The organism is Pelagibacterium halotolerans (assembly GCF_044811015.1).
Taxonomy (GTDB): domain Bacteria; phylum Pseudomonadota; class Alphaproteobacteria; order Rhizobiales; family Devosiaceae; genus Pelagibacterium; species Pelagibacterium halotolerans_A.
This window is the reverse complement of record NZ_CP085243.1, coordinates 1-18,788: the sequence shown is the minus strand read 5'-3', so window position 1 is coordinate 18,788 and position 18,788 is coordinate 1. Positions and strand designations below refer to the sequence as shown.

General features: G+C 62.4%; 17 protein-coding genes and 1 pseudogene. 14 read left to right on the top strand and 4 right to left on the bottom strand.

Translation table 11 applies throughout. The features are described 5' to 3' along the window. The first annotated feature begins 6 nt into the window (after window positions 1–6). Entirely contained in the window at window positions 7–744 is a 738-nt protein-coding gene (gene flgH / locus LG281_RS00090; protein ID WP_404403224.1) for a flagellar basal body L-ring protein FlgH, read from the top strand. Between the two features lie 173 nt (window positions 745–917). Here the strand turns inward: flgH and LG281_RS00085 are convergent, their stop codons facing one another. Next, window positions 918–1,490: a hypothetical protein gene (locus tag LG281_RS00085; protein WP_404403223.1), complete on the bottom strand. Its 573-nt coding sequence runs from the start codon at window positions 1,488–1,490 to the stop codon at window positions 918–920. A 189-nt stretch (window positions 1,491–1,679) separates the two neighbouring features. Here LG281_RS00085 and LG281_RS00080 point away from each other — a divergent pair, with 189 nt between their 5' ends. After that, a complete protein-coding gene (locus LG281_RS00080; RefSeq protein ID WP_404403222.1) occupies window positions 1,680–3,173 on the top strand; it encodes a carboxypeptidase M32 in 1,494 nt (497 codons plus the stop codon). A gap of 959 nt (window positions 3,174–4,132) precedes the next feature. Here the strand turns inward: LG281_RS00080 and LG281_RS00075 are convergent. Then, the gene (locus tag LG281_RS00075) at window positions 4,133–4,384 is read right to left on the bottom strand and encodes a GlsB/YeaQ/YmgE family stress response membrane protein (RefSeq protein ID WP_404403221.1); all 252 of its coding nucleotides are present in this window, start codon (window positions 4,382–4,384) and stop codon (window positions 4,133–4,135) included. Window positions 4,385–4,567: 183 nt separating this feature from the next. On the opposite strand from LG281_RS00075, the gene LG281_RS00070 reads away from it, so the two are divergent. Together LG281_RS00070 and LG281_RS00065 are read left to right on the top strand one after the other, a co-directional pair. Further along, the gene (locus tag LG281_RS00070) at window positions 4,568–7,009 is read left to right on the top strand and encodes a S8 family peptidase (protein ID WP_404403220.1); all 2,442 of its coding nucleotides are present in this window, start codon (window positions 4,568–4,570) and stop codon (window positions 7,007–7,009) included. Between the two features lie 144 nt (window positions 7,010–7,153). Continuing rightward, window positions 7,154–8,734: an ABC-F family ATP-binding cassette domain-containing protein gene (locus tag LG281_RS00065; RefSeq protein WP_404403219.1), complete on the top strand. Its 1,581-nt coding sequence runs from the start codon at window positions 7,154–7,156 to the stop codon at window positions 8,732–8,734. A 130-nt stretch (window positions 8,735–8,864) separates the two neighbouring features. Here the strand turns inward: LG281_RS00065 and dksA are convergent, their stop codons facing one another. Together dksA and LG281_RS00055 are read right to left on the bottom strand one after the other, a co-directional pair. After that, complete coding sequence (dksA, locus tag LG281_RS00060) at window positions 8,865–9,284, bottom strand: RNA polymerase-binding protein DksA (protein WP_404403218.1); 420 nt, start codon at window positions 9,282–9,284, stop codon at window positions 8,865–8,867. Window positions 9,285–9,850: 566 nt separating this feature from the next. Then, a complete protein-coding gene (locus tag LG281_RS00055) occupies window positions 9,851–10,270 on the bottom strand; it encodes a flagellar assembly protein FliX (RefSeq protein ID WP_404403217.1) in 420 nt (139 codons plus the stop codon). A gap of 244 nt (window positions 10,271–10,514) precedes the next feature. Here LG281_RS00055 and LG281_RS00050 point away from each other — a divergent pair, with 244 nt between their 5' ends. From LG281_RS00050 to flaF, 10 genes and pseudogenes are all read left to right on the top strand, one after another. After that, a complete protein-coding gene (locus LG281_RS00050; RefSeq protein ID WP_404403216.1) occupies window positions 10,515–11,639 on the top strand; it encodes a flagellar basal body P-ring protein FlgI in 1,125 nt (374 codons plus the stop codon). After that, window positions 11,639–11,962, top strand: a complete 324-nt coding sequence (locus LG281_RS00045) for a rod-binding protein (protein WP_404403215.1) — start codon at window positions 11,639–11,641, stop codon at window positions 11,960–11,962. The genes LG281_RS00050 and LG281_RS00045 overlap by 1 nt, the downstream gene beginning before the upstream one ends. After that, on the top strand, window positions 11,959–12,426 hold the full coding sequence (locus LG281_RS00040; protein ID WP_404403214.1) for a hypothetical protein: 468 nt from the start codon (window positions 11,959–11,961) through the stop codon (window positions 12,424–12,426). Before LG281_RS00045 ends, LG281_RS00040 begins: the two co-directional genes overlap by 4 nt. A 419-nt stretch (window positions 12,427–12,845) precedes the next feature. After that, window positions 12,846–13,196, top strand: coding sequence for a hypothetical protein (locus LG281_RS00035; protein ID WP_404403213.1), 351 nt, complete (start codon window positions 12,846–12,848; stop codon window positions 13,194–13,196). Window positions 13,197–13,329: 133 nt separating this feature from the next. Continuing rightward, on the top strand, window positions 13,330–14,889 hold the full coding sequence (locus LG281_RS00030; RefSeq protein ID WP_404403212.1) for a flagellin: 1,560 nt from the start codon (window positions 13,330–13,332) through the stop codon (window positions 14,887–14,889). A 16-nt stretch (window positions 14,890–14,905) separates the two neighbouring features. Then, window positions 14,906–14,974 (top strand): annotated as a pseudogene (locus tag LG281_RS00025) (GIY-YIG nuclease family protein); the annotation flags it as partial. A 16-nt stretch (window positions 14,975–14,990) separates the two neighbouring features. Next, a complete protein-coding gene (locus LG281_RS00020) occupies window positions 14,991–15,203 on the top strand; it encodes a GIY-YIG nuclease family protein (protein WP_404406820.1) in 213 nt (70 codons plus the stop codon). A 340-nt stretch (window positions 15,204–15,543) separates the two neighbouring features. Continuing rightward, on the top strand, window positions 15,544–17,133 hold the full coding sequence (locus LG281_RS00015) for a flagellin (RefSeq protein ID WP_404403211.1): 1,590 nt from the start codon (window positions 15,544–15,546) through the stop codon (window positions 17,131–17,133). A 519-nt stretch (window positions 17,134–17,652) separates the two neighbouring features. Next, window positions 17,653–18,081, top strand: coding sequence for a flagellar biosynthesis repressor FlbT (gene flbT, locus LG281_RS00010; RefSeq protein ID WP_404403210.1), 429 nt, complete (start codon window positions 17,653–17,655; stop codon window positions 18,079–18,081). After that, window positions 18,029–18,409: a flagellar biosynthesis regulator FlaF gene (gene flaF / locus LG281_RS00005; RefSeq protein ID WP_404403209.1), complete on the top strand. Its 381-nt coding sequence runs from the start codon at window positions 18,029–18,031 to the stop codon at window positions 18,407–18,409. Before flbT ends, flaF begins: the two co-directional genes overlap by 53 nt. The last annotated feature ends 379 nt before the right edge of the window (window positions 18,410–18,788 follow it).

Here is an 18,788-nt window from a genome sequence, read left to right as displayed (position 1 = left end):
TTGAAAATGAACCGCTTTTTCAAACTCGCGACAGGCCTTCTGCTCGTCACGTCGCTCGCCGCCTGCGCCACATCCGACCGTCTCGCGCGCATCGGCCAGGAGCCGCCTCTGACCCCGATCACCGATCCTACGGTCCAGGCCGGTTACCGGCCGGTGACCATGCCCATGCCCGCCGCCGAGCCCGCGCGCTACCAGCCCAACTCACTCTTCCGCTCCGACGCCACCGGCTTTTTTCCTGATCAGCGCGCCCGCAGGATCGGCGATATCCTCACCGTCAACGTCACCATCGACGACAGCGCCCGCATCGGCAACCAGACCACATCCACCCGGTCCTCGAGCAACGACATGGGCGTTGGCGGCGTGCTCGGCTCGGTCTTCAACAGCGTCGCGCCCGAAGTCGAAGCCGACGCCGCCATCGGCACCACGTCGGGCGTCTCGAACACCGGCAACGGCTCGGTCAACCGCTCGGAACGCATCACCACCCAGGTCGCCGCCGTCGTCACCCAGATTCTGCCCAACGGCAACCTCGTGATCGAAGGCCGCCAGGAAGTCCGCGTCAATTTCGAGGTCCGCGACCTGATCGTCGCCGGCATCGTGCGCCCCGAGGACATCGCCTCGAACAACACCATCGACTCCTCGAAGATCGCCGAGGCCCGCATCGCCTATGGCGGCCGTGGCCAGATCACCGACGTCCAGCAGCCCCGCTACGGCCAGCAGGTCCTCGACGCGATCCTGCCATTCTGACCCTCTAGGTTTTCCTTCCCCAGATCCGCCGCCGATCCCCCAATTCGCGGCGACGGATCTCCCGGCCCGGCTTCCCCGCCGGACCGAAAAAGAGAAGGGGCGCGGCGTTTTCCCGGCCGCGCCCCTTTTCGGTTTTGATGAGGTCCTAAACGATCGAGCCCGCAAAGGCAGACTCAGTCGTCTTCGTCTTCGTCTTCATCTTCATCCTCATCTTCGTCTTCGTCTTCATCGTCATCTTCATCGTCGTCATCGTCGTCGTCGTCGCCACTGCCATGATCTCTGCGATCGTCGTCATCGTCGTCGCCATTGCCATGACCTCTGCGGTCGTCGTCATCATCGTCATCGTTGCCACCACCATGGCCATGGCCGCTGCGATCATCATCGTCATCGCCACCATGTCCGTGCCCGCTGCGATCATCGTCCTCGTCGTCGCCACCGTGCCCATGCCCGGAGTTGTCATCGTCGTTGCTGCCGCCATTGCCCGAAAGCGCTGTCACGACAGCACCGCCGCTCACGGTGTTTGCGTGTTCAAGAGCCGATGTCGACTGCCCACCGGACGACTCGTGCGCGGTTTGCAACCCTGAAACCGCCCCCTCGGTATTGCCGCTCCCGCTCGAGCACCCCTCGATCTCCTCGAGCCCGAGCAACTGCGCCACCGTCTTCGGACGGCAATCGTCCGCAAACGCCGGTGTCGAAACCGCCAGGGCGCACCCCGCTGCGATGATCGTGAATGTAAACCTGGTCATTATTGCCCCCCTGTTGCCTGAAGCCTGCACCCGGATCTAAGCGCCCGGCATTTAAATTCTGAACACTGAGTTAAATAGAATGCCATGCAAATTGCAGATTTCATGCGCCACCGCCACCAAAATCCCGTCTTCATTCGACCGCAAATATGCTCTAAATCGGAGCAACTGACCCGCCCGGAGTCCTCCCCCATGTCTTTCGCCAAACTCGAAGCCCTCGGTAAACGGCTCGAATCCATCGGCCACGCCGTCGCCATCCTCTCGGCCGACGAGGCGACGAACATGCCCGTGGGCGGGGGTGAAAAGCGAGCCGAGGCGCTCGCTTTCCTCTCCGGCCTGATGCACGAAACCGCGACCGCCCGGGAAGTCGGCGACCTCATTGCCGCCGCCGAAGCCGAAGACCTCGAGCCCGACCATCGCGCAGCCGTCGCCGAATTCCGCCGCGTTTACACCAACGCCACCTGCCTGCCCTCCGATTTCGTCCGCCGCCAGACCGAAACCAACATCCGCTCCGAACAGCTCTGGCGCGATCTCCGCGCCAAGAACGACTGGACGGGTTTCGCCCCGGCGCTCGAAAACGTTGTCGCACTCGCCCGCGAGGAAGCCGCCATGCGCGCCGACGCGCTCGGCCTCGCCCCTTACGATGCTCTGATGGAGCAATACGACCCGGGCAACCGCACGGCCCAGATCGACCCGGTCTTCCAGACGCTCAAGGATTTTCTCGTCGATTTCGTCCCCGAAGCCCTCGCCGCGCAGGAAGCGCGCCATGCCGAACGCCCCCTCAAAACCGTCACCGGCCCCTTCCCCATCGAGCATCAGCGCGAACTCGGCCTATCGATGATGTCCGCGCTCGGCTTCGATTTCACCCATGGCCGCCTCGACGTCTCCCATCATCCCTTCTGCGGCGGCGTTCCAACCGACGTGCGCATGACGACCCGCTACCGCACCGACGAATTCCTCTCCGCGCTGATGGGCGTCCTCCACGAAACCGGTCACGCGCTCTACGAGCAGGGCCTACCCAAACAATGGAGCCACCTCCCCTTGGGCAAGGCGCGCGGCATGGCGATCCACGAGAGCCAGTCGCTCTTTATCGAATGCCAGCTCGCCCACGCCCCGCAATTCTGGGTCTGGGCCATGCCGCAGGTCTCAAAACACCTGGGCGACGCCGCGCTCGACGGCTGGGAAATCGAGGACGTCGTCGCCTCGGTCAATAGGATCGAAAAGGGCCTGATCCGCGTCGACGCCGACGAGGTCACCTACCCCCTCCACGTCATCCTGCGCTACGAGCTCGAACAGGCGCTCATCACCGGCGAGATCGACGTCGCCGATATCCCCGAGGCCTGGGACGCCAAGATGACCGGATATCTCGGCCTTCGAACCCTCGATAACCCCGCCGACGGCCCCATGCAGGACGTCCACTGGCCCGTCGGCGCCTTCGGCTATTTCCCTTCCTACACGCTGGGCGCCATGATCGCGGCGCAGCAATGGGCAGCAATCGAAAAGGCCCACCCGGCGGTTCTCGACGAGATCGCCGAGGGCCATTTCGAAACGCTCAACGCTTGGCGCCGCAAAAACATCTGGCAAAACGCCTCCCGCTTCTCGACCCCCGAACTCCTTGAAAAGGCCACGGGCGGCCCTCTGGACCCACAGATCTTCATCGCACACTTGAAGCGGCGGTATCTTTAGGGCCGTCGGCGCACCAAGGTATGCACGGCGTGCTCGACCTTCGCATCAGCCCCCTTCGGCAGGGCTCCTCGGGTCACGCGCCATAGGCACCAACTTCAGGGCTATCACTTGAAGGGACGTGCGATCTTCCCGAATGGAGGCGGGCTCTGGCTCTGGCGCCTCCACCACCCCCTCGCCGCCCCCGACTTGATCGGGGGCCCATCAGCGTTTGCGCGCCCGAATTGGCAGTGCGATGCAAAGCGTTGCCCGGAACCGGGTGCTTATCGAATGGTGAGACCGCGAGGATCCCGTTGCCCGCCCAATGCACCCGACGCCCTCTCCATTCGGCACGGCAAGGGTCGGTGGCGCTGCCGTGCATCGCACGACGATCCCGGGTCGGCAAGGCGCTGATAGCCCCCCGATCAAGTCGGGGGCGGCGAGGGGGTGGTGGAGAAGTTGGTTTCAAGCGATTGCCCTGTGGGCGATAGGGAGACGAGAGCATACCGTCGGGCTGCTATGTTCACCGCACCACATTGGAAAAACAGCAAAACCGGGAAACTTATCCCCGCCCCCGAAACGTCAAGTATGATGCTTTCCACGGACCCGCTTTTGATGGGCGCAGGCGCAACGAACGTTTGGGCGGGACCGGTCCGGGTCCGATGGGAGTCGTCCCAGCGGAGGCCCAAACGTCACCGTGGCCAGCCACAGCGATCCTGTGGTCACCGGGGAAACCTGGCGGGGATTGGCCCCAGCCCGAGCGGACGCCAAGCCAAAAATCCCGGAGTCCGAAGCGGTTCGGCGTAGCCGAATGAAAAGCTCCGGTGGAGCTTTTCAAGCGCGCGGACGCCCAAAGCGCTATGCGCGACGGCGCGGCGAGACTCGTCTCGCATCTATATAATCAGTATGAGGCGCGTCTCGCCGCATACCGCTCACATTGCCATGGACCGAGGTTGAAAAACCGTCGGGCGCTGCCGCGCGCCTCAGCCCTTCACCAGCCGCAACAGAACGAGGAGTATCACCGCCCCGATGGTCGAATGCACCACGGCGGCGAGAAATCCGGTCCCCAGGCTCACCCCCAGAAACGGAAACAGCCACCCTGCGATCACCGCCCCCACGACACCGACCACCATGTTCCCCACGAGCCCGAACCCGCTGCCATGCACGAGCTTTCCGGCAATCCAGCCCGCAATCACACCGACGATCAGGAAGATCAAAAGACTTTCTATACCCATTCTTGCCCTCTCAATTCCGTCAAACCTGAATCAGGTCCAAAAACAAATTCACCAATTTGAAAGATCCGACTTGCGTGGAAGTCACCGAAATTTAATACGGTTTTGTGCGTATGCCAGACTGTCACCCTGCTCCGCAATACCGGCACGGTGACGGTCGAAAGACAGCAGGGGAACTTTGATAACATGATGACTTTGTCCGCGCGTATACCGGATACGCATCGGGTCCGACTGGCTGTAGCCTGTCCGCTCGCAGCTTTAGCACTGGCGGCATGCGGCGGCGGTGGCAGTACCGGCGGGGACGGCGGATTTACGGCACCCGATCCGGTCAATCCATTTTCGAATTCGGCCACCGACGCCTGGGTTACTTCAACCTATGCGACTAACTTCGATGCCGTGGAAGCGCAGAACTGGTTCAACTCTTCCCAATATGCATTCATAAACAACGATGGTGGCTCACCAACCGCGAGCGAATATGTGGGCAACGAGCTTGCGGATGGCCCCTATAACGGAAACGCTTACAAGGTCATTCGCCTCCACGTCGCTCATGGCGCCGGGCTTTCTGGGGCAGGTCTGTACATTGCCATTGTCGACAATGGTTTTCGCACCACCCACGAAGCGTTCGATGGGATAACAGGCTTTGCCTATGGCGGCTCGGTTGCTGTCGCGGATCACGGCACTCATGTAGCATCTCTGATCAGCGCCAACCCCAATACGTCCGATATGGTTGGCGTTGCTTATGGCGCAAACCTGCACCTGACGTCGACTGATCTCGTCGGCGTTGGTCCGGGAACTCTAGCCCAAGCCACAGCGGAGGCAGCGAGCCTTAACGCTGTCGCGCAGAACAACAGCTGGGGTTACACCGATGCCGACGGCAATGAGCTACTCCTGCAGGACGTCCAAGAATATATGGCGGACAATAACATCACATCCGCTGCGACCGCTCTCACATCGCTGATCGGCTCTTCGAACAGCGACTGGCAGGCGTATTTCGACGCGCTTGAAAATTTCCAAAATACCGGCGTCCTCGTATGGGCTCTATCGAACGATGACACGCTGAACGACGCCGACGCAACGGCTGGGCTGCCCATTCTCGAGCCGGACCTTCAAGGCGCTTGGATTACCGTCGCAAATGGCCTATTCGATCTCGATGGCAACCTCGACATCACCGACGCGGCACTGATTTCAGCGCCTTGCGGCCAAACCGCCCAATTCTGCATCACCGCCAGCGGAAGCACGGTTGGGGCCTCAAGCTCCTCGAACACCAGCTATTCCATGGGCACCGGCACCTCATACGCCGCCCCCATCGTCACCGGCTCCATCGCCCTCATTGCCGAAGCGTTCCCCTCACTTTCCCCTGAGGAATGGGCAAAGCGCCTCCTTGCATCCGCCTACAACGATTTCGCTGAATTCACCAATGACGGCATCACCGATTTCGGCAATGGCGTCGAAAAATACTACTCTGAAACCTGGGGCCAGGGCGTCCTCGACCTCGAAGCCGCCCTAAGCCCCATCGGCACCGTATCCCTCGTCAACGGCCGCGACCTTCAGTCGGGCTCCCGCCACACCCTCTCCTCCTCCTATCTCGGCTCAGGCGGCGCCTTCGGCGACAGCGTCGAACGTGCGCTCACCGGCACCGACATCGCCGTCTTCGACGCCCTCAACGGCGATTTCTACATCGACGGCGCCCTCCTCACCCGCGACGCCACCGCTGGTACCGCCGAGTCCGCCGCCATCCCCCGCCTCGACGCCACCACGACCGATAAGCTCGGCCTCGGCGCCTGGGGCCTCGCCGCCAGCGACGAGATCGCCTTCGAGGATCTGGGCTATGCCTTCGGCTTCACCGCCGTCGGCGGCGCGGAATACCTCCAGGATGCGCTGGGTCTTTCGAGCGAGAACGTCGCCAACGCCTCGGTCCTTTCGCTCGCCAACGACACAACCGCCATCTATGGCCGCTACGACATGGGCTTCGCCGATTTCGAGCACTACGGCTTCATCGGCACCCACGACAACACCACCGACGGCGCTCTTGCCGGCGTTGGCGGCGCCATCGCGTTCGATTTCGAAGCGCTGGAATTGACCATCGGCGCATCGCAGATGTCCGAGCAGGGCGGCTATCTCGGTATGACGGCCTCCGATGTTTTCACCGACAGCCAGCAAACCGCGATCAGCGCCCTGAACCTCGCCGCCTCGACGGATATCGGTGAAAACCTCGCCCTTTTCGGCGGCATCGAATACGGCATCGCCGCGGGAGCGGAAGGTTCGGGCTATATGTCGAGCCTCGACACCGCCACCTTCTCGGGCTTCCAGATCGGCGCCCGCGCGACCGGGCTCTGGCTGAACGAGGACCGCCTCACCCTCACCGCATCCCAGCCCTTGAGGGTCGAAACCGGCACCATGAGCATGGACGTCCCCGTCGGGCGCACGCCCACGGGCGAAATCCTCTACGACACGGTCACCGCCAACCTCGCCCCCTCGGGCCGCCAGCTCGACCTCGGCATCTCCTACGCCTTCGAGCCCAACCCCTTGGGCGCATTCGAACTCGGCTTCGTCTACAGCCTCGACGCCGGTCACATCGCCGGAGAGCAAGCCGCCGCCCTTGGTGCAACCTTCAAGCAGGCGTTCTAAAACCTGCGGGGCGGGGCGCCCTTGACTTCCGCGCCCCGCCCCCTATCTTTCACCCCGTCCGAAACACCAACAGGATGTGTGCCGCAATGGATTTCCATCAGACAGCCAGCCGCCTTCGCTCTGTCATCGGGGAAATCCGCAAGCATGCCTTCCATCACCGTTTCGAACCTCTCCTGGTCCACGCCTGACGGCCAGACGCTTTTCGAGCCTCTCGATCTCGCCTTCGGCCCCCACCGCACCGGCCTCATCGGCCGCAACGGTGTCGGCAAGACCACGCTTTTGCGCCTCATCGCCGGCACACTGACACCGCAATCGGGCACCATCACCCGCGACGGCACAATCGGCACGCTCCGCCAGAGCGTCCGTCCCGAACCCGGCGAAACCATCGCCTCGCTCTTTGACGTCACCGACGCCCTCGCGCTCCTCGAACGCGCCGAAGCCGGCACCGCCACCGTCGACGAACTCGCCACCGCCGATTGGACGCTCGAAGCCCGCATGGCCGTCGCCCTCGAAAAGCTCGGCCTTCTCGCATCGCCCCAAACGCCGCTCGCCACGCTCTCGGGTGGCCAGCACACCCGCGCCATGCTCGCCGCGCTCGTTTTCGCCGAACCCGATTTCATCCTCCTCGACGAGCCCACCAACAATCTCGACCGCGATGGCCGAAACGCCGTCATCGCCATGCTCGCGTCCTGGCGCGGCGGCGCCATCGTCATCAGCCACGACCGCGAGCTGCTCGAAACCATGGACACACTCGTCGAGCTCACAACCCTCGGCGCCACCGTCTATGGCGGCAATTGGAGCCACTACCGCGAGCGCAAGGCCATCGAGCTCGCCGCAGCCAGACACGACCTCGTCACCGCCGAACGCCGTGTTGCCGAAGTCGACCGCAAGGTCCAGGAAACCCGCGAACGCAAGGCCCGCAAAGACAGCGCCGGCAATCGAAAAAGGGCAAAGGGCGACACCCCCAAAATCCTCCTCAACGCCATGCGCAACAAAGCCGAGAACACCAGTGGCGAAAACGCCCGCCTCGCCGTCCGCCAGCGCGAAGAGGCCGCCAAACAGGCTGCCGAAGCCCGCGAAAAGATCGAGATCCTCGATCCGCTCGCCGTCTCGCTCCCGGCCACCAACCTCCCCCGCGGCAGGGCCGTCCTTGGGCTCGAAGCCGTCACCGCCGGCTACGACCCGGACAGGCCCGTCGTCCAAAACCTCTCTCTCGACATCACCGGCCCCGAACGCATAGCGCTCACCGGCCCCAACGGCTCGGGCAAAACCACGCTCTTGAAGCTCATCACCGGCGATCTCGACCCCTTCGCAGGCGCCGTCCGCCTCAACGTCCCGCTCGCCTTCCTCGACCAGCAGGTCGCCCTCCTCGACCGCACCGAAACCATCCGCGACAATTTCCGCCGCCTCAACCCCGACAGCACCGAAAACGCCTGCCGCGCCGCCCTCGCCCGGTTCCGCTTCCGTGCCGACGCTGCCCTCCGGACCGTCGGCAGCCTCTCGGGCGGCCAAATGCTCCGTGCCGGCCTAGCCTGCACGCTCGGCGGCCCGACCCCGCCGCAATTCCTCATCCTCGACGAACCCACCAACCACCTCGACCTCGACGCCATCGACGCCATAGAGTCCGGTCTTAAGGCCTATGACGGCGCCCTCCTCGTCGTCAGCCACGACCGCCCTTTCCTCGAAGCCATCGGGATCGAGCGTGAGGTTGCGTTATCGGCGTGATGCCTGTCTCTCTTCCTGCCCTCTCGCCATTTTGGACCGGCGCAGGGCACAAAAATGGCCTCCCGGCGCGAAGCCGGCAGGCCATTTCTTATCGTTTCCCCCTGCCCGGAGGCAGCTCCGGCAGTCCGGCTCAGTCGTCCCGATAGACCTTCTCGCGGCGCTCGTGCATTTCCTGCGCTTCGAGGCTCAGTGTCGCGATCGGCCGGGCATCGAGCCGCGCGAGCCCGATCGGCTCGCCGGTCTCTTCGCAATAGCCGTAAGTGCCGTCGTCGAGCCGCTTGATCGCGGCATCGATCTTGGCAATCAGCTTGCGCTGACGGTCGCGGGTCCTCAACTCAAGGGCCCTGTCGCTTTCCGACGAAGCCCTGTCGGCCATGTCGGGATGATTTGTACTTTCTTCCTGGAGATTTTCGAGGGTCTCGCGGCTCTCGCGAAGGATTTCGTCCTTCCAGGCCTCGAGCTTATTGCGGAAATATTCGCGCTGACGGGGGTTCATGAACTCCTCGTCCTCGGAAGGACGGTAAGCGTCAGCTAGGGCATCAACCGACATCGATAGACTCACTCCCGGTAAGACCATAGGTCGGCGCCTATATAAATTTATGCGCAATCAAGGGCAACCGGCTTTTCCGGATGAGCGGCATTTACTGGTGAAAGTCACACAACTGTTACAGTCGGATTTGAGGGGCTAGCCACACAGGGGGCAGAGGAATGCCTTACGGCAATCGGATAAAGTGAAGCTGCCCTGTAGCAGGCCTACTTGGTGGCTTTTACACTTGGTGCCGGAAACTTGCGCGCCCCCCGCACCGCCGTCATCCTTGCGCTTGACGCGAGCCCGCCCCGGACTCGATCCTACGACGTTCACACATCTCCGTTTGAGACGCCAAACCTTGCCACACGCGCGGCTCCCCTTCTTCCTCAAGGGGAGAAGGGGAGCCGTGCGGATGGCAAGCCCTGCGGCCTCAAACGGAGATGTGTGAACGTCGTAGGATCGAGCCCGGAACAGATCCGCGTCAAGCGCGAGGATGACAGCGGAGGGAGGGAGGGAGAGGCGCGTGCGTCAGGGACTGCCGCACGATTCGTGACAGCGTTGCTTCACCCGATCGCCCTGAGGAATACCTAAAGCGCCGGATACTTCCCCAGCTTGGCCAGTTCCACCCGCACTCGCAACTCGATATCGGCCACCAATTGGTCGAGTTCGGGATCCGAATACCCTTTGGCCTGCCCTAAAAAGGCCATCGCCCGATTGAGCTTGCCTTCGCTCACATGTCCGGTGAGGAGATCGGCACGAATTTCCTCAAGCGTATCGAGCAGGCTGTTGGCCCGCTTGACCGCCTTGCGGCGCCCCGTGGTCGCATCGTCGACCGCCTGCAGCGCCAGGAGCGCATCGATGCCGCCGGCGGCCTGTGGCGCGGCGGTCGGTGCCGTACGTGGACGTGGTTGATTTTCGTCGATCGTAAACCGCGCACCGTCCTCCGTCCGGCCAGAACCGGCCCTGCCGGAAGTGGAAACTGTCCGTCCTGCCCTCTCGATCCGCATGCCGTGCCCATCGGTTAACAAATCCTGACCGGCAGAATCTGCCCAGAGATGTTAATTTTACCTTAACCACCCGGCAACCCTTGCCGATGCGCGCGCAAAAGGTATTTCGCCGCCAATATATTTTCCATATATTTCAGCGCACTAACAAACATCGGCAGAACTGGCACGCTTTTCGCTACCCGGTCAACGGAACACGCGAACCCTTGGGGAAGGCGTTCGCAAAGACGGAATCGGGAAGAACGAAATGCTGCAACCGCTCATTCGCATCGCACTGGCAGGGCTTGTCGCCCTGTCCTCCGCGCTGACGCCACTGGCAGCGGCACATGCCGCGCCCGCGCGCATCAAGGACATCGTCGATATCGAGGGTATCCGCGATAACCAGCTTGTCGGTTACGGCCTCGTCGTCGGCCTCAACGGCACGGGTGACGGGCTCAACAACTCGCCCTTCACGCGTCAGAGCCTTGTCGCCATGCTCGAGCGCATGGGCGTCAACACCCGTGGCGAAGATATGCGCACCGCCAACGTCGCAGCCGTCATGGTCACCACCAACCTGCCCCCCTTTGCCACCCAGGGCACGCGGGTCGATGTCAACGTCTCGGCCCTCGGCGATGCCTCCAGCCTCCAGGGCGGCACACTGCTTGTCACGCCGCTGCTCGGCGCCGACGGCGAAGTTTACGCCATCGCCCAGGGCCAAGTCATCGCCAACGGCTTTTCCGCCGAAGGCGACGCCGCCTCGGTGGTATCCGGTGTCCCGACCACAGGCAGGGTTTCCTCCGGCGCCCTTGTCGAGCGCGAGATCAACTTCTCCCTCGCCGCACAGGACTCCCTGAGACTCTCGCTCAAGAACCCCGACCTCACCACCGCCCGGCGCATCGCGCTCGCGATCAACGACCTGATCGGCATGCCCGCCGCCATCCCAGCCGATCCGGCCAATGTCCGGCTGACCCTGCCGCACAATTTCAACGGCAACATCGTCGACCTCTTGACCGACGTCGAACAACTCGTCGTCCAGACCGACCAGGCCGCCCGCATCGTCATCAACGAAAATTCCGGCATCATCGTCATTGGCCGCGACGTCCGAGTCTCCGCTGTCGCCATCGCCCACGCCAATCTCACGATCACGATTGCGGAAAACCCGCAGGTCGTGCAGCCCGAACCCTTCAGCCTCGGCGAGACCGCCGTCGAGCCCAACACGCAGATCGACGTCCTGTCCGACGAGCGCCAGCTTGCCGTCGTCCCGGAATCGATCTCGCTGCAGGAGCTTGTCGATGGTCTCAACGCGCTCGGCATCAGCCCCCGCGACCTCATCGCCATCCTTCAAGCCATCAAGGCCTCTGGTGCCCTCCAGGCGGAAATCGAGGTGATCTGATGGACGCCGCCGCTCCCCTCACGCTCGGCACGACCAACCTGCCGGCAGTCGATCGCCTCCGCGAGAAGGCCGAGGAGCTTGAGGGCGTATTCCTCAACACGCTCGTCTCCGAAATGTTCAAGGGCCTCTCGACCGACGCAAGCGGCTTCGGCGGTGGGCATGCCGAGGAAACCTGGCGCGGCATGCTTTCCGAACAATACGCCGCCGAAATGGCCAAGGCCGGCGGTATCGGCGTCGCCGATCAGATCCTCGCCTCGCTCGTACAAAGCCAACAAGCACCCAACGTGCCTCTCACCCACGCAATCGGAGCCTACCAACGATGACCGCAGCCGACCGCCTTGCCGCCCTGGAAACCCTCGATGCGGCAATTCTGTGCGAACGGGCCGAAACCGCCCTCGCCGCGCTCGTCGAGGTGATGAACCGCGAAACAACTTTCCTGCGCGCCGGCCACATGAAGCAGGCCTCGGCCCTGACTGCCGAGAAGACCCAGCTCGCGCAGGATTACGTGACCATCGCCCGCGCCGTGCAACGCGCCTCCGACCGCCTCAAGGCCGAAGCCCCCGAGCGCGTCGAAACCCTCAGGCGCGGTCACGAGGCGCTGGCGACCCAAATGGCGGAAAATCTCCGTGTCCTCGCAACCGCCAAATCCGTCACCGAGAGCCTCCTGGGCGAGGTGGCGCAAAAGATGCAGCAGCAAAACACGCCCAAGACCTACGGCGCCCCCGGCCCGAACCCCCAAAAGGCCACACCCTCCGTTAGCGGCCTGTCGATAAACAAGGCCCTTTAACCCAGGAGCCCTGCACGGTGGTTATGACAGGTTGGCACCATACCTGCCTCCCCCCACGCTGTCATTCCGGGGCTAGTCCCCGGAATCCAGCCACGCGCTGTCCAGCGCGTGAAAGGACTCGTCTGTGCGTTCAAACGAACCGGTAATCAGGGCCCGGGGTGACACGATGGCGGGGGAGGCGCAGCTTTGCCCTGAACCGGACGGAAGTGCGTCAAGCGCGAGGATGACGGGGCGTGCGGAGCAGACATGGTGCATCCAGCAACACCGCATACCGCAGATATATCCTTCACCCGATCGCCCTGCCCTTTAACCCGTCTCATTTTAAGACAAGTCGAGCCAATTTCATAACCGGCCACTCATTACCTCAGGCAGATACTGCCCGGCAACTTTTGCCGCATACGGCGCAAAGTGGTTAACAAATGGCTGGTTCGATTTCACTGCTGCAAGGCCCCTTCGGTATTGCCGCCACAACGCGACGCCCCGCCCCCAAACCCGGGGCACCCGGCGTTGCGCCGGTAGCGGCAGGCGTTGGCGCGCGCCTTGACCCGGCAGCCCGGCAAAAGACCGAAGTACCGCCACCCGAAATCGAAAATCTTGAGTACAATCAGGAGGTTACAGGATCCGTTGAATCTGCGACCCTGTTCGAAGCCAGCCTCCTCGCAGCTGCCATGCTCCCTGCCGATACCCAACCTCACGCAGGACCCGTATCTCGCGACGAACCCTGGACGCCACCCCAATCCAGCCTCGCCCTGCGCGACCGCCGCGCCTGACGGTCAAGAGTTAATTCGGACCTATACAATCACACTTTGTTAACCTTTCAGTAGCATCTCGCGCTACACACTATGGTTAACAGCTCGCTAACCGGGCTGATTCTGCATACGCCGAACCAGGAAGAGAAACGCCATGTCCTCCGACGTATCCCTGTCGAAAGCCGTCCGCTCCAACCTTCTGCACCTGCAGAACACGGCCAAAATGATGGATCGCACCCAGGAGCGTCTGGCCACCGGCCTCAAGGTCAATTCGGCGCTGGATAATCCCACCAACTTCTTCACCGCCGCATCCCTGAAGGGTCGCGCTGCCGATATCGGCACCCTGCTCGATGCCATGTCGAACGGCATCCGCACCATTGAAGCGGCGGACAATGGCCTGTCGGCGATCACCAAGACCCTCGAATCGATGCAGTCCACGCTCCGCCAGGCGCGCCAGGACAAGTCGTTCCAAACGGCGAGTTACGCACTCGGCACGGGCTTCGCCGCCGCGGACCAGCTCTCATTCTCCGACGGAGCTGTCGGCGCGACGCCGGTTGGCGTGGATTTGACGACCGCGCAGGGCGTACTGACCGGCGCGGCCTATACCAACCTCGACTTCGACAATGGCGGCGCCTTCGGTGAAACGCTGACATTCGACATCGCAACCAATGGCGGTACCGCCACGAGCGTTTCCGTTGAAGCCGTCGACGCCGACACCATCCGGGTCAGCATTAACGGCAACGACTACGATACCGACGTTACGGACACGAATGGCGTGACCGGAACCGAATTGGCCACCGCACTTAACGCTGCGTTCACCGGCGAGGACGTCGGTGCGACGACGAGCTTTGTCGGCGGCGCCATCGTGTTTACGGCGGATAACGCGGTTGGCAGCAGCGACGCAGCCGTTTCTGTCACCAACGTCGCCGCATCCGGCGCCCCGGTTCTCACTGGCAGCTTCGGCTTCGATGGCGGCGGCACCGCGTCGACCACAAACGTCACCGACCGCACGGTCGACCAACTGGTCACCGCCATCAACGCGGACCCCGATCTCGATGACAAGATCCGCGCTGCCAACGACAACGGCAAGCTCCGGATCGAGAACCAGTCGACGAGCGCGCTCACCGTCACCGGCGTCGACAACGGCACAATTGACGCGAGCACCGGCACCAGCGAAATCGACGGCAACGACATCCGTGCCAGCCTCGCGCGCCAGTTCAACGAGTTGCGCACCGAACTCGACCGCATCGCCGACGACGCCTCCTATAACGGCGTCAACCTCCTGCGGGGCGACGAGCTCAAGATCGTCTTCAATGAATCCGGCACGTCGACCCTTGTGATCGAGGCCAAGAACGCCAAGGGCGAGGCCCGCGCCATCAACGTTTCCAACCTCAATATCCTCCAGGTCGATCCTGAGGATCTGGACGCGGACGAGGACATCGACACGCTCTTGGCCAATCTCCAGGTGTCGCTCAACGAAGTGCGCGCACAAGCATCCGATCTGGGCTCCACCCTTTCGGTCGTCCAGAACCGCGAGGATTTCACCAAGGAGATGATCAACACGCTGGAAACCGGCGCCGCCAACTTGACGCTTGCCGATACCAACGAAGAATCCGCCAACATGCTTGCGCTCCAGACCCGCCAGCAACTCTCCCAAACCGCCCTCTCCCTAGCCAGCCAGGCCGACCAGGCGGTGCTCCGGCTGTTTGGGTAGGGCCACATCTGGCGGCATGGCGGGCTACGTCTACATTCTCGCCAACCGCCGGCGCGGCGCGACCTATATCGGAGTCACCAACGATCTGACCCGGCGCGTTTATGAGCACCGCGAAAAAAGCGTTCGCCGGTCACACGCGCAAATACAACATCACGCGGCTGGTTTTCTTCGAGATGTACCCGACGGTGCCAGACGCCATTGCGCGTGAAAAGACGCTCAAAAAGTGGCGCCAGCGATGGAAGTGGGACCTGATCGAGAACGAAAATCCCCACTGGGACGATCTGTGGGCGGAAATCGCCGGTGATCCGTTATAGCGGCGCGCGGTCCTCTCCTCCCCCCACCATCCTCTCCTTCTCCCGCCGGTCTCTCCTCGTCCCCACCGTGTCCTCTCCTCCCCCCACCGTCATCCTCGCGCTTGACGCGAGGATGACGGTGGGGGGAGGGGATCGCGCGTCATTAACCGCTCATCATTATCCGCGAAGCCCCGCAACACCCCGATCACCCTTCATTAACCCTTCCCCACCGCCGCCCCGCACCCCGTCAATTGCTCCACCGACATTAACCATTCCTTAGAACCTCCCGCCGCAGTGTCGGGCCGGTCGTCTCAGGAAGAGGCGCTTATACGCGATACATATATCCTAGAAGGGGATACCAATGTCTGAAGTAACGCTTTCCAAAGCGGTTCGCTCGAACCTGCTCTCCCTCCAGAACACCGCCGACATGATGTCCGCGACCCAGACCAAACTGGCGACCGGCAAGAAGGTCAACTCGGCTCTGGACAACCCGACCAACTTCTTCACGTCCTCGGGCCTCAACGCTCGTGCCAGCGACATGAACTCGCTCTTGGACTCCATGGCTAATGGTATCCAGACACTTGAAGCCGCTGATAACGGCCTCTCCTCGATCACCAAGACGCTCGAATCGATGCAGTCCACCCTGCGTCAGGCCCGTCAGGACAAGTCGTTCGAGACTGCTTCCTATGCCATTGACGGCGCAGACCTCGACGGCACTGAAACCGTCGCGTTCAGCGGTGGAGCCGTTGGCGATACGGCTGTTTCGGTCGAAATGACCAATTCGCAAGGCCGGATCACGGCTGACAACGCCTTCACCGCGCTTGACCTTGAAGACGCTGAAGCTAACTTCGACGATAGCATCTCGTTCGATGTCACCGGCAGCGATGGTGCCACACGTTCCGTCGTGGTTACCGCCACTGACAACACGACGCTCAGCGTCTCGATTGATGGTGGTGCTGCAACCACGTCGACCGTAGCCGACGCTAACGCTGTTTCGCTTGACGAACTCGTAACCGGCTTGAACGCTGCATTTGATGCCGCTTCGACTCCTGTCAGCCTCACGGCCAGCAACGAAGGCGGTAACCTCGCGTTTACTGACGACACTGCAGTGACGAGTGGCGATGCTTCCGTTACGGTTAGCAATCTTGCCGTGGCGCCCGGTGCTGGTACGGCAACAGGGTTGGCAGCGACTGACCTCGGGTTTGGCGCCGACGGTTCCGCTGGTACGGCAAGCCTGGAGAACACGGAAGCCAAAACCGTTGACGCTCTGGTCACCGCGATTAACAATAATGCCAATCTCGACGGCAAAATCCGTGCGTCCAACGACAACGGCAAGCTCCGGATCGAAAACCAGTCGACACAGGATCTGACCGTGACCGGCGTTGACGCTGACGGTGAAATCGACGGCGAAGCGGGCACCAGCACGATCGAAGGCAACTCCGTCCGTGCTGGCTTGGCCGACCAGTTCAACGAACTGCGCGACCAGCTCGACAAACTCGCCGACGACGCCTCGTTCAACGGCATCAACCTGCTGCGCGGCGACAACCTGCAGATCACGTTCAACGAGACCGGCACGTCGGAAATCAACATCCAGACCGAGAATGGCGAAACCATCAACTCGGGCAATCTGGGCGTTCCGACCACGATGGAAGCCAAGGACCTCGACAGCGACGCCAACATCGACAAGATCCTTGGCGACGTCAAATCGGCCCTCAACGAGGTGCGGTCGCAGTCCTCGACCTTCGGTTCGAACCTCTCGATCGTGCAGAACCGTCAGGACTTCACCAAGAACATGGTCAACACGCTGGAGACCGGCGCGTCCAACCTCACCCTGGCCGATGCCAACGAGGAAGCCGCCAACCTCCTCGCCCTGCAGACCCGCCAGCAGCTGTCCTCGACCGCTCTGTCGATGGCTTCGCAGGCCGACCAGGCTGTTCTCCGTCTCTTCTAAGAATAAGAAGAGCAGATCGTTTAGAGGATTGGGCGGGCCAGAAGGCCCGCCCTTTCTTTTTTGGTAGAGCGCCCGTGCCACGCCCCGGGGCAATCGCTTGAAGGGACGTGCTATCTGCCCGGATGGAGGCGAACTCTAGGTCTGGCGCCTCCACCTCCACCTCCCCCTCGCCGCCCCCGACTTGATCGGGGGCCCATCAGCGTTTGCGCGCCCGAATTGGACGTGCGATGCAAAGCGCGGCCTGAAACCGGGGGCGTGCCGAATGGTGAGACCGCGAGGGGCGCGTTGTCGGCCCAATGCACCCGATGCCCTCACCATTCGGCACGGCAAGGCGCGGTGGCGCTAGCGTGTATCGCACGACGATCCCGGCTCGCCAAAGCGCTGATGGCCCCCCGATCAAGTCGGGGGCAGCGAGGGGGGAGAGGTTGGCTTCAAGCGATTGCCCTGGTGCCACACACCCCGCCCTTCCCTTTTCCTCGCCTAAACCGCATAGTTCCCCCCAAATCCGGAGAGCGAATCATGGCGTTGAAAGTCGAACTCAAGCCCGGCGAGAAAATGCTGATCGGCAATAGCGTGATCACCAATTCCGACCAGCGCACACGCCTCTATATCGAAGGCTCCGCGCCGATCCTTCGCGAGAAGGACATCCTGACGCCCAAGACTGCGGATACGCCCGCCAAATCGCTCTACCTCGCCATCCAGATCATGTATGTCGAACAGAACGTCGAAAAGCTGCAAAAAAGCTATTTCGAACTGGTCAACGATATCGTCAAGGCGGCCCCTTCGACCCTGCCCTACATCGACCAGATCAATAACGAGATATTAACTGGCGATTTGTACAAAGCTCTAAGGATCGCGCGCAAGTTGATCGACTACGAAGGGGGACTGCTTTCCAATGTATCAACACGGAGCTCTGGCGTATCAACAGACGGCCCGTCAAACGGCTAACCCCCGCGATCTCGAAGCCAACCTGCTCGCCAAGCTCGCCGGCCGCCTCCAGCAGATCCGCGACAACTGGCCGGTTTCCCCTTCCGAACTCGACGAAGCGCTGACCCGCAACCGCAAGGTCTGGAGTATTTTCATCGCCGCAGTGACGGACGACGCCAGCCCCTTGCCCGCTCCGATCCGCGAGAACATTGCCAATCTCGGTATTTTCGTCATGGGCCAGACCATGGAAATCATGGGTGCTCCGACCCCTGAAAAGCTCGATGCGTTGATCAACATCAACCGCCAGATCGCCGCCGGCTTGCGTTCGAAGCCAGACACAGCGGCTTAGGACACTCTCAAGCATAACTGCGTCGGATCGTGCCGGATTTTTCTTGTCCGGCAAGGCGCATGATGCATCGCGCCTTCCCATACCCCACCGTCATCCTCGCGAACTCCGTCATCTCCCCCTCCGCCGTCATCCTCGCGCTTGACGCGAGGACCTGCTGCTCTGTCGCATCCTCATCAGAAGTGGAACGAACCACACCCGGCGGCAAACCCCTATGCCCCCAGCCCTTGCGCGGGGCGTTGAAACCTTGCGGGTCCCGGCTCAAGGCCGGGATGACGGTGGAGGGAGGCGGAGAGGATGACGGTGGGAGAGGGAAGGGCGGGGTGACTTCGGTTTCTCGCACCCTGCTCCGCCGTCATCGTCGGGCCTCTCCTCCCCCTCC